The sequence below is a fragment of the Muriicola sp. genome (genome assembly GCF_049669965.1).
GTDB lineage: Bacteria > Bacteroidota > Bacteroidia > Flavobacteriales > Flavobacteriaceae > Muriicola.
The window spans coordinates 1-22,379 of sequence record NZ_JBATLB010000298.1; the positions used below are offsets into that span (position 1 = coordinate 1).

General features: G+C 42.1%; 24 protein-coding genes. 14 read left to right on the forward strand and 10 right to left on the reverse strand.

What is annotated here, in order from left to right:
• Positions 1-153 precede the first annotated feature (153 nt).
• Positions 154-1,044, reverse strand: coding sequence for a dimethylarginine dimethylaminohydrolase family protein (locus WBM49_RS14440; RefSeq protein ID WP_424372749.1), 891 nt, complete (start codon positions 1,042-1,044; stop codon positions 154-156).
• On the reverse strand, positions 1,041-2,357 hold the full coding sequence (locus WBM49_RS14445) for an amino acid permease (RefSeq protein ID WP_424372750.1): 1,317 nt from the start codon (positions 2,355-2,357) through the stop codon (positions 1,041-1,043). Before WBM49_RS14445 ends, WBM49_RS14440 begins: the two co-directional genes overlap by 4 nt.
• Before the next feature lie 59 nt (positions 2,358-2,416).
• Here WBM49_RS14445 and WBM49_RS14450 point away from each other — a divergent pair, with 59 nt between their 5' ends.
• Both WBM49_RS14450 and WBM49_RS14455 read left to right on the forward strand, forming a co-directional pair.
• Positions 2,417-3,514 (forward strand): aromatic ring-hydroxylating oxygenase subunit alpha, encoded by a 1,098-nt coding sequence (locus WBM49_RS14450; RefSeq protein ID WP_424372751.1) that lies wholly within the window; start codon positions 2,417-2,419, stop codon positions 3,512-3,514.
• An 86-nt stretch (positions 3,515-3,600) separates the two neighbouring features.
• The gene (locus tag WBM49_RS14455; protein WP_424372752.1) at positions 3,601-4,779 is read left to right on the forward strand and encodes an acyl-CoA dehydrogenase family protein; all 1,179 of its coding nucleotides are present in this window, start codon (positions 3,601-3,603) and stop codon (positions 4,777-4,779) included.
• Positions 4,780-4,785: 6 nt separating this feature from the next.
• Here the strand turns inward: WBM49_RS14455 and WBM49_RS14460 are convergent, their stop codons facing one another.
• Both WBM49_RS14460 and WBM49_RS14465 read right to left on the reverse strand, forming a co-directional pair.
• Positions 4,786-5,844 (reverse strand): phosphotransferase enzyme family protein, encoded by a 1,059-nt coding sequence (locus WBM49_RS14460; RefSeq protein ID WP_424372753.1) that lies wholly within the window; start codon positions 5,842-5,844, stop codon positions 4,786-4,788.
• 21 nt (positions 5,845-5,865) lie between these two features.
• On the reverse strand, positions 5,866-6,750 hold the full coding sequence (locus WBM49_RS14465) for a nucleotidyltransferase family protein (protein ID WP_424372754.1): 885 nt from the start codon (positions 6,748-6,750) through the stop codon (positions 5,866-5,868).
• A gap of 102 nt (positions 6,751-6,852) precedes the next feature.
• On the opposite strand from WBM49_RS14465, the gene WBM49_RS14470 reads away from it, so the two are divergent.
• From WBM49_RS14470 to WBM49_RS14480, 3 genes are all read left to right on the forward strand, one after another.
• Complete coding sequence (locus WBM49_RS14470) at positions 6,853-8,211, forward strand: Gfo/Idh/MocA family protein (RefSeq protein ID WP_424372755.1); 1,359 nt, start codon at positions 6,853-6,855, stop codon at positions 8,209-8,211.
• Positions 8,212-8,319: 108 nt separating this feature from the next.
• Positions 8,320-9,681 (forward strand): oxygen-independent coproporphyrinogen III oxidase, encoded by a 1,362-nt coding sequence (hemN, locus tag WBM49_RS14475; RefSeq protein ID WP_424372756.1) that lies wholly within the window; start codon positions 8,320-8,322, stop codon positions 9,679-9,681.
• Positions 9,682-9,698: 17 nt separating this feature from the next.
• Positions 9,699-10,520: a universal stress protein gene (locus WBM49_RS14480; RefSeq protein ID WP_424372757.1), complete on the forward strand. Its 822-nt coding sequence runs from the start codon at positions 9,699-9,701 to the stop codon at positions 10,518-10,520.
• A gap of 60 nt (positions 10,521-10,580) precedes the next feature.
• On the opposite strand, the gene WBM49_RS14485 is transcribed toward WBM49_RS14480, so the two are convergent.
• Together WBM49_RS14485 and WBM49_RS14490 are read right to left on the reverse strand one after the other, a co-directional pair.
• Entirely contained in the window at positions 10,581-11,972 is a 1,392-nt protein-coding gene (locus WBM49_RS14485) for a Gfo/Idh/MocA family protein (RefSeq protein WP_424372758.1), read from the reverse strand.
• Between the two features lie 64 nt (positions 11,973-12,036).
• Positions 12,037-12,468, reverse strand: a complete 432-nt coding sequence (locus tag WBM49_RS14490) for an RrF2 family transcriptional regulator (protein WP_424372759.1) — start codon at positions 12,466-12,468, stop codon at positions 12,037-12,039.
• A gap of 133 nt (positions 12,469-12,601) precedes the next feature.
• Here WBM49_RS14490 and WBM49_RS14495 point away from each other — a divergent pair, with 133 nt between their 5' ends.
• From WBM49_RS14495 to WBM49_RS14535, 9 genes are all read left to right on the forward strand, one after another.
• The gene (locus tag WBM49_RS14495) at positions 12,602-13,105 is read left to right on the forward strand and encodes a c-type cytochrome (RefSeq protein ID WP_424372760.1); all 504 of its coding nucleotides are present in this window, start codon (positions 12,602-12,604) and stop codon (positions 13,103-13,105) included.
• An 11-nt stretch (positions 13,106-13,116) separates the two neighbouring features.
• The gene (locus tag WBM49_RS14500) at positions 13,117-13,692 is read left to right on the forward strand and encodes a fasciclin domain-containing protein (RefSeq protein WP_424372761.1); all 576 of its coding nucleotides are present in this window, start codon (positions 13,117-13,119) and stop codon (positions 13,690-13,692) included.
• A 47-nt stretch (positions 13,693-13,739) separates the two neighbouring features.
• A complete protein-coding gene (gene nosZ / locus WBM49_RS14505; RefSeq protein WP_424372762.1) occupies positions 13,740-15,695 on the forward strand; it encodes a Sec-dependent nitrous-oxide reductase in 1,956 nt (651 codons plus the stop codon).
• 124 nt (positions 15,696-15,819) lie between these two features.
• Positions 15,820-16,449 (forward strand): hypothetical protein, encoded by a 630-nt coding sequence (locus WBM49_RS14510; protein ID WP_424372763.1) that lies wholly within the window; start codon positions 15,820-15,822, stop codon positions 16,447-16,449.
• Positions 16,450-16,471: 22 nt separating this feature from the next.
• The gene (locus WBM49_RS14515) at positions 16,472-16,924 is read left to right on the forward strand and encodes a nitrous oxide reductase accessory protein NosL (RefSeq protein WP_424372764.1); all 453 of its coding nucleotides are present in this window, start codon (positions 16,472-16,474) and stop codon (positions 16,922-16,924) included.
• Between the two features lie 2 nt (positions 16,925-16,926).
• On the forward strand, positions 16,927-17,220 hold the full coding sequence (locus tag WBM49_RS14520; protein ID WP_424372765.1) for a cupin domain-containing protein: 294 nt from the start codon (positions 16,927-16,929) through the stop codon (positions 17,218-17,220).
• A gap of 8 nt (positions 17,221-17,228) precedes the next feature.
• Positions 17,229-18,464: a nitrous oxide reductase family maturation protein NosD gene (locus WBM49_RS14525; protein WP_424372766.1), complete on the forward strand. Its 1,236-nt coding sequence runs from the start codon at positions 17,229-17,231 to the stop codon at positions 18,462-18,464.
• Positions 18,464-19,174 carry an ABC transporter ATP-binding protein gene (locus WBM49_RS14530; protein ID WP_424372767.1) on the forward strand — a complete coding sequence of 237 codons (711 nt, stop codon included), beginning with the start codon at positions 18,464-18,466 and terminating at the stop codon, positions 19,172-19,174. Before WBM49_RS14525 ends, WBM49_RS14530 begins: the two co-directional genes overlap by 1 nt.
• The gene (locus WBM49_RS14535) at positions 19,167-19,949 is read left to right on the forward strand and encodes an ABC transporter permease (RefSeq protein WP_424372768.1); all 783 of its coding nucleotides are present in this window, start codon (positions 19,167-19,169) and stop codon (positions 19,947-19,949) included. Before WBM49_RS14530 ends, WBM49_RS14535 begins: the two co-directional genes overlap by 8 nt.
• Here the strand turns inward: WBM49_RS14535 and WBM49_RS14540 are convergent.
• Genes WBM49_RS14540 through deoD form a run of 4 tightly spaced genes read right to left on the reverse strand, consistent with a single transcriptional unit; the run spans position 19,946 to position 22,374 of the window.
• Complete coding sequence (locus WBM49_RS14540; protein ID WP_424372769.1) at positions 19,946-20,446, reverse strand: DUF1643 domain-containing protein; 501 nt, start codon at positions 20,444-20,446, stop codon at positions 19,946-19,948. The two genes, WBM49_RS14535 and WBM49_RS14540, sit on opposite strands and share 4 nt — an antisense overlap.
• An 18-nt stretch (positions 20,447-20,464) precedes the next feature.
• Positions 20,465-20,863: a group III truncated hemoglobin gene (locus tag WBM49_RS14545; RefSeq protein WP_424372770.1), complete on the reverse strand. Its 399-nt coding sequence runs from the start codon at positions 20,861-20,863 to the stop codon at positions 20,465-20,467.
• 17 nt (positions 20,864-20,880) lie between these two features.
• Positions 20,881-21,654 carry a TIGR00730 family Rossman fold protein gene (locus WBM49_RS14550; RefSeq protein WP_424372771.1) on the reverse strand — a complete coding sequence of 258 codons (774 nt, stop codon included), beginning with the start codon at positions 21,652-21,654 and terminating at the stop codon, positions 20,881-20,883.
• 21 nt (positions 21,655-21,675) lie between these two features.
• Positions 21,676-22,374 carry a purine-nucleoside phosphorylase gene (gene deoD / locus WBM49_RS14555; RefSeq protein WP_424372772.1) on the reverse strand — a complete coding sequence of 233 codons (699 nt, stop codon included), beginning with the start codon at positions 22,372-22,374 and terminating at the stop codon, positions 21,676-21,678.
• Positions 22,375-22,379: the final 5 nt, after the last annotated feature.

A 22,379-nucleotide genomic window follows, 5' to 3' on the forward strand; every position in this document is an offset into this window, starting at 1 on the left:
GGGACGGCCGAAACGGCCACTAAGCGCAGTTTGCTGGCTTTCTCATTCCGAAAAGTACCAATGGAGACAGACGAACTGGTGATAGAAGAAAAACGACATATGTACACACAAGCTTATGTTGAACTTACGCGTGAATTCTATTTAAAAATGTGATCATAGTCGTCTTTTCAAAGGACGCGTTAGGCAGGTTGGGCCGCCACCTCCTTTAATACTTATCTCGTTCCCCCTATAGGTCCTAAGCTTGCATCCTGCTGCAAATAGCGCTTTTTCTGTGATTGGATTTCCTGCCACCATGATACAGTTCCTGGGTGCCAATGCTAGAACATTACTTCCCAGAGTATCAAACTCAGTTTCCGGCACCTCAATCAATTCAAATCCCCTTTCTAAAAGTTCATTTCTAAACTTAATGGGCATTAAGGGTGAGTAAACCACTGCCAGATCAGCATCTACCGGACTAAAAACAGACATCAGATGGAAAACATCAGAGGGTCCTCTAAAATGGGGTAATTCTACTACCAGCACATCAATTCCCAGTGGGTTTAAAAGACCCTTTAATTGTTCAATGCCTGCATGGTTTGTTCTGTAACTATGGCCTACCGCCAGAGTTTGGGTATCTATCCAGGCAACATCACCACCTTCCAGCGTTCCGGGAGCTTCAATACGCCCTAAAATAGGGATGCCGGCTGCTTTGTATACGCTATCTTGCGCATTTGGCTCCAGGGATCGCATGGCCTTTCCCATATTACAAAGGATCATCCCATGGTCTGTAGCGATGGAAGCATCCCGGCAATACATGGCATCGAGGGACAGGTTTTTGTCTTTTTGAAAGTAGTGTATGTCCGAAACATACTCTATTAAAATAGCTTCAAAACCAGCATATTCCTCTATCGCTTTGAGATAGTTAGGCGGGGATAGAAAGTTTAAAGGCTTCCATTGGGCCGCAATGTTGGAAACATTGATAAAAGCGTTAGAAGCCGGATTGATATACATTGAATCAAGGGGCAGGTATTCGGAATGGGAAGTAAGTACTTTGATGTCTGTCATTGTTCTTTAGAATATTTCCATTTTATCCATACATAGAAAGGCGTACCCAGTAGTAAAAGAATAAAGCCCCAAAACACGGCTTCTTCCCCGGCCCCATAAACCGCCCAAATAGCGTAAAAGAAAGTCAATGTTCCCAAAATAAATACGCTTGGCCTAGAGCCTTTGCCCGGATTTCGCTGAAGCGCAATACTAACATAGGCGGCAGTAGAAAAAATATAAGGCACCAAACAACAAAGCATTGAGAGTAAGATCATAAACTTGAATTGCTCCACCAATCCTTCTGTATAGTTCATCAACATGATCATGGAACTTAAAATACTTCCAATGATAAGACCCCAAACAGGGGCACCTTTCTTATTTTCTTTTTTGAATATCCTTGGGAACATGTCATCTATGGCGGTTGCTCTTGCGATCTGACTTTGGATGAGGATCCATCCGTTTAAAGCACCGAAGGCAGCAATTGCAGCTCCGATCGCCACGATCTCCTCCCCAATTTCACCACTCATGATTCGCATAGCATCTGCAAAAGGAGCCGGAGAAGAAGCAAGTTGTTCCATGGGGATCATTCCCATCACCACTACAGTACTTAAGATATATACCAGCGTCGTAATAAGGGTTCCCAGCATGGTAGCCTGCGGGATGGTCTTTTCAGGATTTTCTACATTGTCTGCCGGAACCGTGGCACTTTCAAAACCTACAAAAGCATATAGAGTAAGGGTGCCGGTAATAGCAATAGCTCCAAGATTCGTTTCCTCACTGGCATTGAATGGCACAAAGTTATTTACATCAAAAAAGAAGAAACCCCCTGCAATAATGACTAAAATGGGTACCAGCTTTAGCAAGGTGGTTGCCAATTGCATTTTTCCTGAATTCTTAACGCCCCTTGAATTGAACCAGGTTAACACCCAGATGGCACCCAGGCCTGTGAGAACTGCTACAGCAGAACTTTCCTCCAGAATGGGAAATAGTACAGTTAAGGCACTTACAAAAGCAATAGCTATGGCTGCATTGGCAACCCAGGTAGAGATCCAATACCCCCAAGCTACCAGAAAACCAATATAGTCGCCAAAGCCAATTTTGGCAAAGGCATACGGGCCTCCTGTTTTCTGCTTTACCATGTTGCTGAGCTTGCTAAAGACCTTGGCCAAGAGCAGTGCGCCAATGGAAGATGCTATCCACCCCAATATACTTATCCCCCCATAACTCGCAAGTGCCGAGGGCATCATAAAAATACCTGCACCGATCATATTCCCGATCACCAGCGAGGTACACATCCAGATCCCCAGTTTATTCTTGTCCTTGGCTAGATTCATATAAAAGGTGAATTATCGTAAAGATTTACATAAATTTAAATGTACAAATTAAAAGAGGAGTGGCTAAAAAATTCAACATCGACCCGGATATTACCAAAGCCAGTACCCTTCCAAGCAGTTTTTATAAGGATCCTGATATCTTCGAAGCTATCAAACAAAAGATTTTTTACAGATCCTGGCAGTGGATCGGGGACAGCCATAAGGTAGGGTCTAAAGGTACTGCCTATCCCTTTGTACTTCTTCGAGATTTTCTGGAAGAACCTATGTTGCTTACCAAAGATAAAGGAGGAGAGATCCATTGTCTCAGCAATGTATGTACGCACAGGGGAAATTTGGTTATTTCTGAGACCGGCTCCTATAAAAAATTGATCTGTGGCTACCATGGGCGGAGATTTTCTCTCAATGGGAACTTTGAGCATATGCCCGAATTTAAAGAGACCAAAAATTTCCCCGGACCTTGTGACAACCTTCATGATTTCCCTATTAGACAATGGGGACCTCTTTTGTTTGCAGGCCTGTCACCAGAATTCGATTTTCAGACGGTGATAGAGAAAATGGACCAACGTGTAGGGTTTATGTCTTTTAATAAATTAGTTCACGATCCTAGAAGAGATAAGGACTATGTGATCAATGCACATTGGGCCTTGTATTGCGACAATTACCTGGAAGGTTTTCATATTCCCTTTGTGCACGACGACTTAAATGCAGTACTCGATTATGGAGATTACGAAACCATTTGCTTTGATCATTGCAATGTTCAAATTGGATATGCAGAAGGTTCCGAAGACGTTTTTGACCTACCAGAAGGCCATATAGACCACGGGAAAAATATTGCAGCTTATTACTTTTGGGTTTTTCCTAATATGATGTTTAATTTCTACCCCTGGGGCCTTTCGGTCAACCTGGTGCAACCCCTGGAACTCCATAAGACCAAGGTCTCCTTTGTTACGTATGTGATAAATCCGGAGAAGCTAGATAAAGGTGCCGGTACCGGCTTAGATAAAGTTGAAATGGAAGATGAAGCGGTGGTAGAAGGAGTCCACAAAGGGATCCGTTCTCACTATTACAAGGCAGGTCGGTTTTCCCCAACACGGGAACAAGGCGTTCATCATTTTCATTCCCTTCTGGCAACATTTATGAACCGGGAATCCTTTTAAAAATTAATAAGAATACTTCGGAATATCTTACATACCCCATTGATTAGTTATCGTCCTTTAAGTACCTTTGACAAAAATAATACGCAATGAGGCCCGATCTTTTTGAAGCTCCAGATTATTACCAACTAGACGACTTGCTAAGCGACGAACATCTGTTAGTGCGCGATGCGGCAAGGCAGTGGGTAAAACGAGACATTTCTCCGATCATAGAAGAATATGCCCAAAAGGCAGAATTTCCCAAGCAGATCATAAAGGGATTGGCAGAAATAGGGGCGTTCGGACCTTACATTCCTGAGGAATACGGTGGCGCGGGTCTGGATCAGATAAGTTATGGTCTTATCATGCAAGAAATAGAGCGGGGAGATAGTGGAGTGCGTTCTACGGCATCCGTGCAATCTTCTTTGGTGATGTATCCAATTTTTACCTACGGATCGGAAGAACAACGTAAAAAATACCTGCCAAAGTTGGCAACCGGTGAATACATGGGCTGTTTTGGTCTTACTGAACCAGATCATGGGTCTAATCCCGGGGGGATGGTCACTAATTTTAAGGATAAAGGGGATCATTATCTCTTGAATGGGGCCAAACTCTGGATCTCAAATTCTCCTTTCGCAGACATTGCTGTAGTATGGGCCAAGAACGAGGAAGGACGAATCCACGGCCTGATTGTTGAACGAGGAATGGAAGGGTTTTCCACTCCGGAAACACATAATAAATGGTCCTTACGGGCATCTGCTACAGGTGAGCTCATTTTTGACAATGTAAAGGTTCCCAAAGAAAATTTACTTCCGGGGAAAAGTGGTTTGGGTGCTCCCTTGGGCTGTCTGGATTCTGCTCGCTACGGAATAGCCTGGGGCGCTATTGGTGCAGCTATGGATTGCTATGATACTGCCCTTCGCTATGCTAAGGAAAGGGTTCAGTTTGGGAAACCTATCGCTGCTACCCAATTGCAACAGAAGAAACTGGCTGAAATGATTACGGAGATCACCAAGGCTCAATTACTCGCTTTCCGTTTGGGACAGTTAAAGAATGAAGGCAAAGCCACCACCGCGCAGATCTCCATGGCGAAACGAAACAATGTAGAAATGGCGATCACCATAGCCCGAGAGGCCAGGCAGATACTGGGTGGAATGGGTATTACAGGGGAGTACAGTATTATGCGTCATATGATGAATCTAGAATCTGTACTTACCTATGAAGGGACCCATGATATTCATCTATTGATCACCGGAGCCGATATTACCGGATTTCAGGCCTTTAAATAGACAGCTTTATTTACCTAGGATACGACCAACCGAATTAGCCAGTTCTTCTTTATTTGCTAGGGTTTTTTGAGCTACCGTAAAAAGGCTGATACTTCGATCTAAGTTTTGATCCGGATATTGTATCTGGTAGTAAAGATCATTATTCAAATAATCGGTCAAGGCACGTATACCATGAAGGAATGGCATAAGTATAGCTCCGTAAGAAAGTGCCAATTTCTCTGCTGAGGTTAGTTCCAGACCACTTTCCTTGAGTCCTTTAAGGAACGAATCGGCCATAGAAAGATTGAACGAAATTTTGGTTACATCTTTTTCATCCTCCTCACTGGGATTCACCAAAGTTCGTAACGCATCTCCAAAATCGCAATGAAAATATCCGGGCATTACGGTATCCAGATCAATCAAACACAGAGCTTTCCCGGTTTCTTTTGAAAAGAGGAAATTGTTGAGCTTGGTGTCGTTATGACATATTCGCAGAGGGAGATCTGAGGGTATATCACTATGTATATTTTTTACTATTGCTTCGGCAAGCAAGATCCATTTTTCTGCTTTTTTAATGCGCGTTGGAGAAGCATTCTTCCGTGCATCGGAAAATTCTGTCAGCCTTTTTTCCAGCGAATGAAAACCGGGAATGGTTTCTGAAAGACCAGCTTTGGGCACATCTTTTAATAATCTGTGAAAGATCCCAAGAATTCTCCCTGCTTCTTTTGCAATCGCCCTATTATTGGTAGTATTGTATGAGATACTTTCCGGGACATAGGTCATTAGTCGCCAGTATTCCCCTTCCGAATCTCTGTACAGCGGAGTTCTTGCTTTGGTCGGCATCAGATCTACTGACGTATAGTCTTTGTGATATAAATAGGGTAGTATGGCTTGCAGATTGTGCATCAGGGTCTCAATATCCTGAAATACATTTTTATTGAGGTGCTGCAGCAAGTATTTGGGCTGGCCTGCATCTGCTATTTTGAAGCTGTGGTTTATATATCCCTGTATTAAGGGCGTAATTTCATAGCGCTTGCGTTCAATGACAAAATGTTCCAGTGCCTTTTCCGCAAGTCTGCTTTCCATAAAGCGACGATTAGTGAATATTTAATTCCAAAGTGGCGATCTGTAATGCCCTTCCAAGGTCATATATTGAAGCTGTGACATTGCTTTCTCCTTGTCATCCGCATAGGTTACTCCAAACCACATGCTCTCTGAAGGAATCACCTCAACCCTGGTTTTCCCCGCCTGTAACATTGCCTGGATGACAAAAGGAAGGTAAACCTCACCTTTTTCCATATTTTCTCCTTCTTCCAGAAAACTCCTAATGTCTTTTTCTATTTGGTCGAAAATGCCAGGTCTGCAAACCCAAAAGTTCATGCTCACCATTTCATCACCGGTAAATTTAATACCAGTATCGGTGTCAATTATCTCACTTTTTTGCTGTTCAATCGCAGTGCGTTCTACAACAGAAAGCAGTTCTTTCCCATTTTGTTTACAGACACCTCTGGATACGGAGCCATATTCGGATAGGGTATCTTTCAGGGTATAGGCCACTAGTCCAAAAGAATTGTCCTTTGGATTGTCAAAAATAAAGTTGGCAGCATTCTTATAGGCCTGTTTCCCGTAATAATCATCAGCATTGATCACAGCAAAAGGGCCTGAAATAACTTTACGCGCAGACCATACTGCATGAGCTGTACCCCATGGCTTCGCTCTTTCTCCCTCAAAACCAATCCCTTCAGGGAGGTCGCTCAATTCCTGAGAGACTACATCTAGAGCTACTGTAGCCGGAATTTTAGAAGACAAATAATCTTTTAAGAATGTTACATTATCCTTCTGGGTTACCACTACAATATGATCAAAACCGTTTTCAAGGGCATCGTAGATACTGAATTCCATCAGAAATTCTTCCTTTGGGCCTAATCCATCAAATTGTTTTAGTTTTCCATATCTGCTACCTCTTCCGGCGGCCATTAATAATAAGGTCATTATAATTTGTTTTGGTCGCAAAAATAAGTTTTTAAGTTGCAAATCCCGCCCTGTCCATAAGAAATTCATAAATTGAGTTTCTCTTTTAATAACATCTTACATATGAGCAGCAGAAGAAATTTTATTCGAAATACGGCCATCGCGACTGCCGGGATGAGTGTGCTTCCTACATTAGCATCTACCATGTATGCATCCCCTTCCAAAGAAGAACTCAATGTAGGGTTAATAGGCGTTGGCCTCCGTGGCACCAATCATCTGAAAAATCTTCTTTTTCGCACAGATGTACGCATCACTGCACTTTGTGACATAGACCCTGAACGCATCGAAATAGGGAAGCGATTGATGGCAGAAGCCGGGAAAAAGACCCCGGCCATCTTTGGGAAGGATCCCTTAGACTACCTTAATTTACTGGCATTAAAAGAGGTAGATGCAGTAATTATTGCAACTCCCTGGTTATGGCATACAAGAATGACCGTAGATGCCATGAAAGCAGGGAAATATGCCGGGGTAGAAGTGTCTGCGGCAAATACCTTGGAAGAATGCTGGGATCTGGTAAACACTCATGAAGCCACTGGAACACACATGATGATACTGGAAAATGTAAATTACCGAAGAGATGTCCTGGCGGTATTAAATATGGTGAAACAGGGAATTTTTGGAGAACTGGTTCATTTCAGATGCGGGTATCAGCACGATCTGAGAGAAGTGAAATTCAACAATGGGAAACAGCCCTACGGCGGGGGAGTAGAGTTTGGTGAAAAAGCTATTTCCGAAGCCAGTTGGCGCACAGAACATTCCGTAAAACGCAATGCAGATGTCTACCCCACCCATGGCCTGGGTCCGGTGGCGGTGATGGCAGATATCAACAGGGGAAATAGGTTTTTATCCCTTACATCCCATGCCACAAAAGGTATTGGCTTGCATAATCATATCGTAAAACAAGGAGGGAAAGACCACCCCAATGCGAGTGTTACCTTTAAGCAGGGAGATGTAATAACGACCACCATAGATACGGCCAAAGGGGAAACCATCATCATTACCCATGATTGTAACTTGCCCAGACCGTACTCTTTAGGGTTCAGGGTACAGGGGGCAAACGGTTTATGGGAGGTAGATGGCAACCGGATGTATATTGAAGGAAGATCGGAGCCCCATAGATGGGATGAAGCCGATGCATGGCTGGCCGAATACGACCATCCATTGTGGAAAAAATACGGTGAATACGCCGCAGGTGCCGGGCATGGGGGAATGGACTTCTTTGTGTTGAATTCCTTTATAGAGTCGGCAAAAGCCAATAGTGCACCACCCATGGATGCGTATGATGCAGCTGCCTGGAGTGCCGTAACACCTTTATCGGAGGCATCCATACTGCACAAGGGAGAACCCCAGGATTTTCCAGATTTTACACGAGGTCTATGGATGAAAAGGCCCCCCTATAATTGGATGAAGAATACGTATTAAATGAAAATTTTACTTCCTGATGGGTCCTGGATACCACCTTCTGATTAGATGATTTATATCATATTTTAGGATAACAAGTCCGTGTATTTTTGAATAAACTGTTATTTCATGCCTAATCTTATTCAAAAATACAATGTTCAGGGTCCCCGATATACGAGTTATCCTACGGTTCCGTATTGGGATATTAAATCGTTTTCAGGAAAAAATTGGAAACAATCCACACAAAAAAGTTTTGAAGAAAGCAATGCATCAGAGGGCATAAGCCTCTATATCCATTTGCCTTATTGTGAGAGCATGTGTACGTTTTGTGGGTGTCATAAACGTATTTCCAAGCGGCATGAGGTAGAGATGCCTTATATAAAAACGGTATTAAAAGAATGGCGTTTGTATTGTGATATATTTAGTGCTAAGCCTATTATTAAGGAACTGCACCTGGGAGGCGGTACCCCAACCTTCTTTGCCCCGGAACACTTAAAAATGCTGATAGACGGGATCTTTCGACATGCGGAAAAAGCCGATAATCATGATTTTAGTTTTGAAGGGCATCCCAACAATACTACCAGAGAACACTTACAAACCTTATTCGATCTGGGATTCAGACGAGTGAGTTACGGGGTACAGGATTACAGTGAAAAGGTGCAAAAAGCTATTCACAGAATTCAACCTTTTGAAAATGTAAAAAGAGTGACTGAGTGGTCCAGGGAGATTGGGTATACCTCCGTAGGACACGACATAATTTTTGGACTTCCGCATCAGCAAATAGAAGACATTAGGGAAACCATAGACAGGACTAGCGAACTAAGACCAGACAGATTAGCATTTTATAGTTATGCCCACGTGCCTTGGTTGAAGGGGAATGGTCAACGAGGTTTTAAGGAAGAAGACCTGCCTGGGGCAGAAGAGAAACGGCATCAATACGAATTGGGAAAGGAATTACTGACTCAGGCCGGCTATTACGAAATAGGCATGGATCATTTTGCCCTCCGGAGCGACTCGCTTTATAAGTCCTTTGCAGCTAGAACTATGCATCGTAATTTTATGGGCTATACAGATTCCAAGACCCAGCTAATGGTAGGGTTGGGGGCATCTAGTATTAGCGATAGCTGGTATGGTTTTGCTCAAAACGTAAAAAGCATTGAAGAGTATCAACACCTGGTGGCTCACGATATTATACCTATCTACAGAGGGCATCTGCTTTCTGCAGAGGATCTGATAATTCGCAGGCACATACTTAACCTGATGTGCAGAATGGAAACCTCCTGGGAAGAGGAAAGTTTGAAATTTAACGACTTAGAGCTTGTTCTGGACCATTTACAAGAAATGGAATTAGACGGTTTGGTAAATACTAATAATAGCAAACTTTTCGTTACAGAAGCAGGAAGACCTTTTGTACGTAACGTATGTATGGCATTTGATCTCTTAATGCATAGAAAAGCTCCGGAAAAAAGAGTATTTTCAATGACCATTTAATCTTTTAAAAAGAACTCATGAAAACAATTATTGTCCCAGTAGATTTCTCAGAACAGTCCGGATATGCTCTCAAAGTAGCCGCATCCTTAGCTAAAAAGCAGAAGCTAGAGATTTTAGTACTGCATATGCTCGAGTTAAATGAGGCTATGCTTACCTCAACGGAGGGATTTCATCCGGAACAAACAGTTTTCTTGCTCAAAATGGCGGAGAAAAAATTAAACACCTTTTTAGATAAGGACTATCTAAAAGGATTGAAGATCACTCCGGTCATTAAGCATTTTAAAGTTTTTGGCGAGGTAAATGAGATCGCTGAGAAACACAATGCCGATCTGATAGTCATGGGATCCCATGGTAGTGATGGGTTAAGGGAGATCTTTGTGGGATCTAATGCTGAAAAAGTAGTAAGACATTCTGATATACCAGTACTTGTGGTAAAGGATGAATTAAAGGATTTTAAAATTGATAATTTTGTTTTTGCGTGTAATTTTAAAAGCGAAAGTCTGGCCGCTTTCCAAAAAGCACGCAAGTTTGCTACCTCTTTGGGTGCAAAACTACATCTGGTGTACATCAATACCCCTGGAGACGACTTCCTGAGTCATAATGACTCTTTGGAAAAGATAAATACGTATTTGCAAAAAGCCGGAGCCGGTCTGGAAGCTACGATCTACAATGATTACAGTGTGGAAAAAGGAGTATTAAATTATAGCGAAAGTATTCATGCCGATCTAATTGGTATACCTACCCATGGCAGGAAAGGACTTTCCCATTTTTTCATGGGCAGTATCGGAGAAGATATTGCCAATCATTCCAAGATTCCGGTAATGACCTTTAAAATATAAGGGACAAGCAATAATTTATACTAAAAAGGGTGCCAAAGAAGCACCCTTTTTATTTGTGCACTATACTAATTTCATCTGCAACGGATCCCATTTTACTGGCATCCCCCTCTGATAACTTTCATTTGCTAATAAAGCCGCCCCACCAGCACGAAGTCCAAAAGTGGGGTCCTGGATAATTGTTCCTTGTCCTCGAATGGCATTAAAAAAGGAGAGGAAATGATCGTAATGCCCCCCTTTATAATCATAAGGTGCCTTCCATACGGTTTCACCTGTGGTAAGTGCATCGGCCCTCTTTTCCAGATCCATGGCGGCATATGCTTTGGCTAATTCCTTCTGTTCTGCTTCCGTATAAGCTATCATTGAATAATCTCCGGGGATCTTACCGAGCTTACTTCGCTTAAGAGTAACCGAATTCTGTCCTACCTCCATGGCCCCTTCAGTTCCAATAAGTCTGAATCCCCCTGAATCCCCAGAACCTGCGATAAAATTTACCCGGAAGGAGGCATTAAAAGCAGCATGTGTGGGTGTTTTGGGATAGTCGTAAAAGGTAAGGGTCACATCGGGTACATCCCGGCCATCATTCCAGTATCGCAGGCCACCAGTAGACAAAGCCCTGTTAGGACCCTTAGAATCCAGGATATAATGGAGAGTAGAAAAAGCATGTACAAAGAGATCGCCTGCCACTCCTGTGCCATAATCCTTATAATTCCGCCACCTGAAAAAACGTGTAGCATCAAAGGGCTGTTGAGGTGCATTTCCCAAAAAAGTATCAAAATCTACTGATTGTGGATTGGCATCCCCGGGTATGGGATATTGCCAGGCGCCTTCTGCAGAATATCGGTCGTTGTACATGTCAAGAAGTACTATCTCACCAATAGCCCCTTCCAGATATAATTGCTTTGCTTTTTCATTCCCAAGGGATGACATTCCCTGACTCCCGATCTGACAAATTGCCTTAGAGTTTTTTTGTGCAGTTATGATCTGTGCCCCTTCCTCAAACTTTTGTACCATGGGCTTTTCGCAATAAACAGCTTTACCAGCACTTAAAGCATCAATGGTGATCTTGGTGTGCCAATGGTCTGGGGTGGCAACGATCACTGCATCCACATCATCACGGGAGAGGATCTCCCTGTAGTCCCGGGTTGTAAACAATTCATTTCCCCAAAGTTCCCTGGCTCTCGCCAGTCGGCCTGTGTAGAGATCACAAACTGCCACCAATTGAACTCCTGGCACCTGTAAGGCGGTGCTAGTATCATAAATACCTTGTATCCCTGAGCCTATAAGGGCCAGATTAATGGCATCATTTGCAGTGTAATTTTGCGAAGGGTATTCTCTTTTTAGCAGCAGTTCCTGGCTTCCGGGCGCTGCGATGATATAGGGTGCACTTCCCAATGCAGCACTGCCCAGTGCAGCCTTTTTCAGGAAGGACCTGCGCGACTTATTTTTTTTCATAATACGAAGGGTCTAAGGCTCAATAAGAAAGAAAGATACGTTTTTTTTGGATTTTGAAGTTTGCTTAACGAGACAAAAAGGAAGTGCCTTTTTTAAGGTCGAGTGCAAGCTCACCAATGGTCATTTTTTTCAAAGTACTTAAAAGAGCCGTCCTTGTGGGACTTACATATTCGTGAAGGGGACAGGGATGTGCTGCATTACATTCATCTATCCCGAGAACACAAGATTCAATTCGTTGATTTCCATCAATTACTTCTATGACCCTGAATACTGGCAATTCTCTATTCTCTTTGGTCAGAAAATACCCGCCTTTAGGTCCTTTTGTAGCAGAAATAATATTGTGCTTGGAGAGGGCTTGTAATAGTTTCGCCAAATACGCCTTGGGGACCTGTGTAGGTTCACTGAGTTCTCTTACCATTAGTTTATGCGAGATATCGGTTTTATCTGCGAGATACAATACGGCTTTTAATGCGTATTTACTTGAATTACTTAGCATATATTTTGTCTTAAGGCACGGGTTAAATTAAATATAAAAATATAAAAAGATATTAATATCCGAAATATGATTTTTATCATATTATATACCCTACCTTCCTAATAAATTTGACAATAATTTTAACTCTAATCAAATGAAATCAATTTTGAAAAGTATGGCCTTGGTATTTTTTTTACTCCTCATAAGTTGTGTGGGAAAGGAAGAGAAAAAAGAAGGCTTTAGCGTAGATAGAAGCAAAGCTACAGAGCAATCATCTGAAGCATCTTCTGCGACTGATGCAGTTCCTGCTTCCAAGCGCATTACCCTCGAAGAGAAAGGGGTAGGGCAGATTAAAGAAATTACCCTCGACCCTCAAATTAACACCGAAATGGCTGCAGCCGGTGAAGCTATTTTTAAGTCCAATTGTACGGCTTGTCATAAGATCGACAAGCGATTTATTGGACCTTCTCCCAAGGGTATCCTGGAAAGAAGAAGTCCGGAGTGGATCATGAACATGATCCTAGACCCCAAGTTAATGACCGAAGAAGATCGCTGCGCCAAGGACCTTCTTATTGAATTTAACGGAGCTGCCATGGCCAATCAGAATTTAACGGTAGAAGAGACCCGTTCCATCTTAGAATATTTCAGAACCTTATAATAACTAATCCGATGAAAAGAATACAAAAATATTTAGTGTTGAGTGCCGCTTTTCTATTAGTGGGAATTGTTTCAAATTGTAAAAATGAGGCCAAATCAGAAACATCTACGGCAACCTCTGCCGAGGAAAACACGCAAAAACAAGGACAAGCTTTTATTAAGGACGATCTTTCCGCCCCTACCGTATTAGACATTGCCATCAGTTCACCAGATCATACCACCCTGGTGGCAGCTGTACAGGCGGCTTCACTAGAAAATGTTTTGGTAAATGCGGGACCACTTATGGTTTTTGCCCCAACTAATGAGGCATTTGCGGCTCTTCCCGAAGGAACTGTAGAGGATCTCTTAAAGCCAGAAAACAAAGATGCGTTGGCCAATATTCTAAAATATCATGTAACACCGGGAAACTATTCCAAAGAATTCCTGAAAAAGTTTAAAAAACTGGGTCAGGCCAATGACCAAAGTGTGATGATAGAAGTAAAGGGAGATGATGTATATGTAGGCGGCGCCAAGATCATAGCAAGCATCAGCGGAGGTAATGGGATTGTTCACGTAGTGGATAAAGTGATGCTACCTCCTTCAGAATAACAAGGAAACAACTATAAATACACATATAAACAACTAAATTAAACAAGATGAAAAAAGTAAATTATGTTGCGGTGATTCTGATGGGGTTTGCCATGTTCCTAACGGGTTGCAACAATAAAGATTCTGGTACTTCAGGGGCCCTCTCCTCCGGAGCCGCTGAAAAAGTCTATGTGGCACCGGGCGAGCAAGATGAATTTTATGCCTTCCTCTCCGGAGGCTATAGTGGAAATATTACGGTATACGGTCTGCCTTCGGGAAGGATGTTCAAGGAGATCCCGGTATTTTCACAATTTCCAACTTCCGGATATGGGTATTCTGAAGAGACTAAACCGATGTTAAATACTTCCTTTGGTTTTATCCCCTGGGATGATGCCCACCACCCGGATATCTCCCAGACAAATGGGGAATTAGACGGCAGATGGATCTTTATCAATGGGAATAATACCCCCAGAATAGCCCGTATTAGCCTAACAACCTTCGAGACAGAAGAGATCATGGAGGTGCCCAATAGCGCTGGCAACCACAGTTCATCTTTTATCACTGAAAATACGGAATACGTAGTTGCGGGAACCAGATTCTCTGTTCCTGTTCCTCAACGCGATATGCCTATTAATGAATACAAGGGCAACTTTAAAGGAGCCCTGTCCTTTATTAGTGTGGCACCAGAGAATGGTCGTTTAAATATGGAATTTCAAATATTGATGCCTGGTTTTGATTATGACCTCTCTCATCCCGGAAGAGGGAAATCGCACGGTTGGTTCTTCTTTACAACCTATAATACCGAGGAAGCCAATTCACTCCTGGAAGTCAATGCTTCTCAAAACGACAAGGACTTTATTGCTGCGATCAATTGGAAGAAAATAGAAGAATACGTAAAGAATGGTGGAGGGACCAAAATGGCCGCCAATTATGCACACAATGTCTATGATGAAGAAACTCACACAGGCACCTCTACCATGTTAAAAGAAGTACTTACAGTGAACCCTACGGATGTACCTGGAGCCATCTTCTTTTTGCCAACACCAAAATCGCCTCATGGTTGTGATGTAGATCCCACCGGGCAATACATCATAGGCAACGGAAAGTTATCTGCAGATCTGACGGTGCATTCCTTCGACAAAATGATCGCCGCTATTGAGGGTGAGAAATTTGATGGTGAAGCATACGGGATTCCTATTTTGAAGTTTGAAGATGTACTTGCAGGTACTGTAAAAAGTGGTGGTCTTGGACCATTACATACCGAGTTTGACGGCCAAGGAAACGCCTATACTACCTTCTTTATTTCTTCAGAAGTGGTAAAATGGAAACTTGGAACTTGGGAGGTCATAGACAGAAAACCAACCTTCTATTCCGTAGGTCACCTAATGATCCCCGGAGGTAACTCAAGAAAACCATTTGGCAAGTATGTAGTTGCCATGAATAAGATCACCAAGGACAGGTATTTGCCAACAGGGCCAGAGATGGAACATTCCGCTCAGCTTTATGATATCTCCGGTGAAAAAATGGAGCTACTCTCCGATTTTCCAACCCACGGGGAACCCCACTACGCCGCTGGTTGTCCTGCAGAACTACTCGCTCCAAAGTCGCAAAAGATTTACCGGCTTGATGAGAACAAGCATCCGTACGCTACACTTACGCCTGATAAGGCAAGAGTTGAACGCGATGGGAACGAAGTACACATTTATATGTCTACCATACGGAGTCACTTTACCCCCGATAACATAGAGGGTGTGAAGGTAGGCGATAAGGTATATTTCCATATTACCAATCATGAACAAGATTTTGATGTGCCACACGGATTTTCCATCATAGGTCAGAATACCTCTGAACTCTTAGTGATGCCGGGACAAACCAAAACCTCTGTTTGGGAGCCTAAAAAAGTTGGGGTATGGCCATTCTACTGTACAGATTTCTGTTCTGCATTGCATCAGGAAATGCAAGGCTATGTAAGGGTATCGCCTGCAAGCTCTAACATTGAACTCTCCTGGTCTTTGGGGGATTAGTGTGGTAATTGCCCCATCACAAGATTGAACTAAAAGCGGGTAGCTTTAACGGTTATCCGCTTATTATAAGCAAGTTGTTGCTAACTAGTATGCACATACAGAAGTTTTTTAATATAAAGGAGAGATGAAAAAAGCGAGTATTCTAATGATAATAGGTCCTTTATTCTTACTGGGATTATATGTCTTTCCCTTGTGGAACATCATGTTAGGTGCGCCTCAATATCCAGATCCTCTGGGGATGAATATCCATATCAATGGGATAAGAGGCGTAAATGAATTCGACATTCAGAATATTGATGGCCTTAATCATTACATAGGAATGAAGACCCTGCCTAAGCCAGAAGAAATGTGGGAGTTTAGTACATTTCCCATAGTCATTGGCATCATGATTTTTCTGGGATCGCTCGTTGGAGTTTTAGGATTACTAGGGAAGGTAAGTTATCATTGGTTTTTAGGTTGGTTTATACTGATGTCTGTGTTAGGAGCTATGGGCATGTACGATTTTAATGCCTGGATGGTAGATTATGGGACCAATCTGGATCCCCATGCCATTATGAAACTTGCCAATCCGGACGGTACACCTATGACCTATAAACCGCCACTTTTGGGACATACAAAAATGCTGAATTTTGACGTAACTTCCTTGCCTTCAACAGGGGCATGGTTAATGTTTACGGGAATGATGCTCACGGTAGCGGCCTTCTTTGTAGGCAGAAAGCATCGAGGATCCGGAATAAAAGTTAGCAGTACATAAAGAAAAAGAAAAATACAGAGAGATGAAAGCAACCTATGGTATTTTTGTTATACTTCTTTTGGGATTAGCCTCCTGTAGTGTTCGTCCACAACCTATTAACTATGGTAGTGATGGGTGTCAGTACTGCAGTATGACCATTGTAGACAAACAACATGCAGCCCAATATGTCACCCACAAGGGGAAGGTATTTAAGTTTGATGCTACGGAATGTATGATGAACACCCTAAGGGAAGTAGACCGGGAATCAATAGCGCTTTACCTGGTAAATGATTTTGAAACGCCCGGGGAATTGATCAATGCCACAGAAGCTACTTATCTTATCAGTAAAAATATTCCGAGTCCGATGGGGGAATATCTCTCCGCTTTCAAGAATAGAGAGGTTGCCGAAAGAGTGCAGGCTGCTAACGAGGGAATTCTTTTAACATGGACAGAATTACAGCAACGATTTAAGGATAAAACTGTTTTAATGCAATAACTATGTACACGATTAGCGATGAAATAAAAACCCAGCAATTCCAGAATCTTCAGGTAAAGAAATTGGTTCAAAAACCTTCTCTCGAAATTCTCAGTATTGCCCTCGAGAAAGATGCGCTCTTCCCGGAGCACACTTCACCAAGGGATGCAGAATTGGTGGTGCTGGAAGGAGCCATTGAATTTCATATTAACGGAACAATCTACGCCCTTAAGACCCAACAGCATTTTAATTTTCCAAAAGAAACTGCTCATTGGGTGGTGGCCAGAGAAGATTCTAAATTTTTGATTATTCGATAGCTCCACCTATGAAATTACTGTGTTGCTTTATTGTATCCGGCTTGTTTTTTTTGGGGAAGGCTCAACAACCAAAGCTAATTGAGATTTGCCCAAGCTGCGCTGTGCAGACTATAAAAGACGGCATCTCCATAGCAGCAAGGCACGATACGTTGCTGATAAAAAAAAGTACCTATCGCGAATACAATATCATTGTTGATAAACCCCTCACCCTGCGGGGAGAAGGCTACCCTATAATCGATGGGGAAGATCAGGGGGAAATAATTAGGATCATGGCCGATAGTGTAACTGTAGACGGACTTTTTATTAAGAATGTAGGCACCAGTTATACAACAGATTGGGCAGCAATACGGGTAGTAAGAAGTGAAAATTATCTGATACAGAATGTGGTGCTCGAAAACTTATTCTTTGGAATTTATCTGGAAAAATCAAACAATGGCAGAGTCTTTAACAATAAGATCATTGGCGATGCCGTAGATGAGTACAATTCAGGGAACGGCATACAATTATGGTACTCAAAAAATGTTATGGTAGACCGCAATATTGTACAGGGTGTGCGCGATGGCATCTATCTGGAATTTTCGGATAATATCACCATCACGAATAACGTAAGCGCCAAAAATTTAAGGTATGGATTGCATTTTATGTTCTCGAACGATGATATTTATACGAACAATACCTTTGAGAACAACGGCGCGGGGGTAGCCGTCATGTTTTCGAAAAGGATAAAAATGATCGATAATACATTTCGAAAAAACTGGGGATCTGCAGCATTTGGAATGTTACTTAAGGAAATAAATGATGCCGAGATAATAGGAAATACTTTTGAAGAGAATACCATTGGGATAAATATAGAAGGCTCTAACCGAATTGAATACAAGAACAATAATTTCATAAAGAATGGATGGGCCGTTAAGGTGCTTGGGGCCTGTTATGCGAATTCTTTCACCAACAATAATTTTCTCTATAATTCCTTCGATATCTCCTATAATTCTAAAATGAATGACAATATATTTGATGGGAATTACTGGAGCAATTATACGGGTTATGATTTGAATAAAGATGGAGTGGGGGATGTACCCTACAGACCGGTGAAACTGTTTTCCTATATTGTGAATCGCACTCCCGAAACCATTATTTTATTACGCAGTTTATTTATGGACATAATCGATTTTTCTGAAAAAGTATCGCCGGTATTTACCCCGGATAAACTCCTGGATGCAAATCCACTGATGAAAAGGCACTGATGATAGAGGTAAATTCTTTGTATAAAAACTTTGGTAAGAATCAGGTACTTCAAGGACTCAACCTTACCATTGAAGAAGGTGGAATATTTGCAATCCTGGGCCCAAATGGATCGGGAAAAACGACACTGATCAAATGTATGTTGGGCATGGTACTACCAAATAAAGGCAGTATTAATATAATGGGAAAACCCATTAAGAATACCTGGCGATATCGCAGGGAGATAAATTATCTGCCACAAATCGCCAATTTCCCGGGCAACATTAAAGTAAAGGAATTGTTCACGATGATAAAAGATCTGCGGCAACAGGCAGACAGGCAGGAAGAACTGATTGCACTTTTTGAATTAGAATCTTCTATGAACAAAAGATTAGCCACCCTCTCCGGAGGAACCAAACAAAAGGTAAATATAGTTTTGGCTTTTATGTTTAACAGCCCCTTATTAATTCTGGATGAACCTACCACAGGATTAGATCCAGCATCGCTTATACGCCTAAAAAAATTGATAAGGGAAGAGAAATCCAAAGGAAAAACCATCCTGATAAGCTCGCACATTATGCAGTTTGTAGCCGAAATTGCCGATGAGATCATTTACCTGCTAGAAGGGCAGATCTACTTTAAAGGCGGTGTTGCTGACTTGCAGAAAAAGACGGGTCAGCACAATCTTGAACACGCCATTGCGGCTATAACATCTACTCCTGCACATGGGTAAGATCTTAAAATACAGTTTCTACGATCTAATCAGAAGCAGGTGGAGCTACGTTTATTTCCTGTTCTACCTTTTGCTTGGGTTCGTTTTACTTTTCTTAAATAATGATGTATCCAAAGCGGTGATCACCCTGATGAATGTGATCATAGTCCTGGTGCCTCTAATTGGTACCATTTTTGGGATCATGTATTACTATAATTCAAAGGAATTCACAGAACTTTTGCTGGCACAACCCATTCCTAGATCTTCCATTTTTATTGGACAGTATTTAGGGGTAGCAAGTTCACTTACCTTCAGTTTGGTCTTTGGGCTGGGGATCCCTTTTGTGCTATATGGCCTTTTTAAAAGTGAGGCAATATTCGACTTTTCACTGCTGTTGGTTACCGGAGCATTTTTGACGCTCATATTTACGGCCCTGGCTTTTAATATTGCTATTTCTAACGAAAATAAGATCAAGGGTTTTGGGTATGCCGTACTTCTCTGGCTCTTTCTGGCAGTCATTTATGACGGATTATTCCTGATGTCGCTCATCGTATTTGAGCAGTATCCGCTCGACAATTTTTCCTTAGTCTCTACCATGCTCAATCCTATAGACCTTTCGAGAACACTTATCCTTTTAAAATTGGATATATCTGCTCTCCTGGGGTATACGGGAGCCGTATTTAAACAGTTCTTTGGAACGGATACAGGATTCTTCGTTTCTATGCTAATGCTTTTAGTATGGACCGCCTTGCCCATCTGGCGATTGGCCCACAAGGCTAAAAGAAAGGATTTCTAAGCAGGGAAAGGAAGGATAAAGTTTTCGTACATGCCCCTGGATGGATGTTTTTTGGTGATCAGGACAGTCCTATCTTTAAAGGTATCTATCATTTGTAAGATGGCTTGCTGGCTTTCTTTAAACGGATTGGTCTTGCCCCATGCGATCAGGATGATATCCGAAATGCGAATGGCCTCTAAGAGATGGGCTTTATTCTCCGGACCTTCATCTTCTACTAATCCCTTAAAATTTTTCGTTTGAATGCGGGCAAACTGATTTACAATTACGATCTGAGAGACCTTTTTAAATGCCTTATTTTGCTTTTGAAAAATCAACTTTTCTAAGAATTGAACAGATTTGTCTGCGAATTCAGATCCGGCAACACTGGGGTTTTGCATGATAACACATACCCTTTTCCCATTTCCCTTTCCTCTGTGGTTTAGTAACAGCTGATATCTGTAGGACCCACAAGGCGAATAAATGGCTTCCGCATCAATTTTATGTAGATGTTTATACACTATATAAAAAATAAGACCTTATTCTTTAGGTCTACTTTCATAGATTTTTAAGAATAACATAGTAGACATTTTTTGAGCTCTGTTTTTGGCCACCCAGACCAGGTCACCCGTAAATAATTCATCAAGGGTCTCAAACCATAAATTCAACCAAAGACCGAAATGCGCTGAGGTGATGGAATGGTTCATAGTAGCATCTACCTTTTGATGCACTTCAATAGGATTTCCCAGGTAGGTTCTTCGAACTAATAACTGACTTTCCCAAAAATCGGTCAGTACAACAAAATGCGATTCCCAATCCTCGATAATGGCATTAAAAATAGGCCCCAAATCGGGGTTCGTCCTTATTTTCTTATAGAAACTTGTTACCAAGAGGTAGATATCTTCCCGATTCGTAAGTGCGGGTTTTGCTTTTGTCATCTTAGAGAAAGATACGCCTAATTTTTAGGAAATATGGCTCTTTTAGGACTGTCTTTTTCTCCCAGCCACCACTTTGGCTTGCTTGCTTTTTTCACCAGATTAAACCTTTGTATAGCGTGTGTCCGTATGTGTTGAACCAGTTCTTCCACAGAGTCAGTAACAAAAAGTAATTTCATCTCTTCAGGGCTAATACTCTCGTTTTTTACCATGACCTCAATGTGTTGGCATAACTCTTTATGATATTCAGAACCAAAAATTACCACCGGGAAATTCTGGATCATTTTGGTCTGTATCAAGGTGAGCGACTCAAATAGTTCATCCAGGGTGCCAATACCCCCGGGCATTACCACAAAGGCGTATGAATATTTTAATAATAAGAATTTTCGAACAAAGAAATAGGGGATATCGATCCACCTGTGTAGGTAGGTATTGGGTTCTTGTTCAAACGGTAAAATAATATTGCACCCTACTGAATAACCCCCAGCTTCATAGGCTCCTTTATTGGCAGCTTCCATTATTCCGGGTCCACCACCCGTCATTACCGCAAATCCGAGTTTCACCATTGCGGCACCTATTTCTTCAGCACTTTTGTAATAGGGATTATCCGATTTAAATCGGGCCGAACCAAAGATCGTTACACAGGGCCCGATAAAATGCATTTTCCTAAAGCCTTTTATAAAACTCCACTGTACCCTAAAGGTAAATAACAGTTCTTTGAAACGAGACGAAGGGCCGGTTAAAGAAACCTCTTCTGCCGGTTGTAACCTATACTTAGTAAGCTTTTGGTTCATAAGGCTATGGGTACATTCACATTAGGAGATGTTTAAAGCGATATCTACCATTTGTTTAAAGCTGCTCTCTCGCTCTTTAGAAGTAGTAAATTCTTTGGTGACGAGTGAATCTGAAATGGTTAAAATAGACAAGGCTCTTACCCTGTGCTTTGCTGCGATGGTGTATAGGGCCGCGGTTTCCATTTCAACACATAAGACTCCGTAATCTGCCCATTTCTCAAAATCCTTGGGATCGTCTTCATAAAACACATCATTGGTAAGTACATTACCAGCTTTGATGGGGATACTTTTTTTATCGGCATAAGCCATTGCTTTTTTAAACAGATCGAAGTTGGCCGTGGGAGCAAAATGAGCCCTGTTAAACTTTCTGTCATTAAGTGCTGAATTTGTGGAGGCAGACATGGCCAATACCACATCCCTTAACCCAATATCTCTTTGGTAACTCCCTGCGGTGCCTACCCGTATAAGCGTCTTGGCCCCGTAGTCTGCAATGAGTTCGTGATAGTATATTAAGGCCGAAGGCACCCCCATGCCGCTGCCCTGAACGGAGATACGCCGTCCTTTATAAGTGCCTGTAAATCCCAGCATTCCCCTTACCTTATTATAACACTGGGCGTTATCCAAAAAGGTTTCGGCGATCCACTGGGCCCGCAGAGGGTCGCCCGGCAATAGGACCGTTTCGGCAATAGCTCCTTTTGGGGCATCGATATGTGTACTCATAGTAT

What these genes read in the sequence shown, in the direction of transcription:
- WBM49_RS14525 (WP_424372766.1), top strand. Translation starts at nt 17,229, where the DNA reads ATGAAATTACTGTGTTGCTTTATTGTATCCGGCTTGTTTTTTTTGGGG.
- WBM49_RS14530 (WP_424372767.1), top strand. Translation starts at nt 18,464, where the DNA reads ATGATAGAGGTAAATTCTTTGTATAAAAACTTTGGTAAGAATCAGGTA.
- WBM49_RS14515 (WP_424372764.1), top strand. Translation starts at nt 16,472, where the DNA reads ATGAAAGCAACCTATGGTATTTTTGTTATACTTCTTTTGGGATTAGCC.
- WBM49_RS14480 (WP_424372757.1), top strand. Translation starts at nt 9,699, where the DNA reads ATGAAAACAATTATTGTCCCAGTAGATTTCTCAGAACAGTCCGGATAT.
- WBM49_RS14455 (WP_424372752.1), top strand. Translation starts at nt 3,601, where the DNA reads ATGAGGCCCGATCTTTTTGAAGCTCCAGATTATTACCAACTAGACGAC.
- nosZ (WP_424372762.1), top strand. Translation starts at nt 13,740, where the DNA reads ATGAAAAAAGTAAATTATGTTGCGGTGATTCTGATGGGGTTTGCCATG.
- WBM49_RS14470 (WP_424372755.1), top strand. Translation starts at nt 6,853, where the DNA reads ATGAGCAGCAGAAGAAATTTTATTCGAAATACGGCCATCGCGACTGCC.
- WBM49_RS14520 (WP_424372765.1), top strand. Translation starts at nt 16,927, where the DNA reads ATGTACACGATTAGCGATGAAATAAAAACCCAGCAATTCCAGAATCTT.
- WBM49_RS14550 (WP_424372771.1), bottom strand. Translation starts at nt 21,654, where the DNA reads ATGAACCAAAAGCTTACTAAGTATAGGTTACAACCGGCAGAAGAGGTT.
- WBM49_RS14510 (WP_424372763.1), top strand. Translation starts at nt 15,820, where the DNA reads ATGAAAAAAGCGAGTATTCTAATGATAATAGGTCCTTTATTCTTACTG.
- WBM49_RS14545 (WP_424372770.1), bottom strand. Translation starts at nt 20,863, where the DNA reads ATGACAAAAGCAAAACCCGCACTTACGAATCGGGAAGATATCTACCTC.
- WBM49_RS14500 (WP_424372761.1), top strand. Translation starts at nt 13,117, where the DNA reads ATGAAAAGAATACAAAAATATTTAGTGTTGAGTGCCGCTTTTCTATTA.
- WBM49_RS14460 (WP_424372753.1), bottom strand. Translation starts at nt 5,844, where the DNA reads ATGGAAAGCAGACTTGCGGAAAAGGCACTGGAACATTTTGTCATTGAA.
- WBM49_RS14495 (WP_424372760.1), top strand. Translation starts at nt 12,602, where the DNA reads ATGAAATCAATTTTGAAAAGTATGGCCTTGGTATTTTTTTTACTCCTC.
- hemN (WP_424372756.1), top strand. Translation starts at nt 8,320, where the DNA reads ATGCCTAATCTTATTCAAAAATACAATGTTCAGGGTCCCCGATATACG.
- WBM49_RS14445 (WP_424372750.1), bottom strand. Translation starts at nt 2,357, where the DNA reads ATGAATCTAGCCAAGGACAAGAATAAACTGGGGATCTGGATGTGTACC.
- WBM49_RS14490 (WP_424372759.1), bottom strand. Translation starts at nt 12,468, where the DNA reads ATGCTAAGTAATTCAAGTAAATACGCATTAAAAGCCGTATTGTATCTC.
- WBM49_RS14440 (WP_424372749.1), bottom strand. Translation starts at nt 1,044, where the DNA reads ATGACAGACATCAAAGTACTTACTTCCCATTCCGAATACCTGCCCCTT.
- WBM49_RS14485 (WP_424372758.1), bottom strand. Translation starts at nt 11,972, where the DNA reads ATGAAAAAAAATAAGTCGCGCAGGTCCTTCCTGAAAAAGGCTGCACTG.
- deoD (WP_424372772.1), bottom strand. Translation starts at nt 22,374, where the DNA reads ATGAGTACACATATCGATGCCCCAAAAGGAGCTATTGCCGAAACGGTC.
- WBM49_RS14465 (WP_424372754.1), bottom strand. Translation starts at nt 6,750, where the DNA reads ATGACCTTATTATTAATGGCCGCCGGAAGAGGTAGCAGATATGGAAAA.
- WBM49_RS14535 (WP_424372768.1), top strand. Translation starts at nt 19,167, where the DNA reads ATGGGTAAGATCTTAAAATACAGTTTCTACGATCTAATCAGAAGCAGG.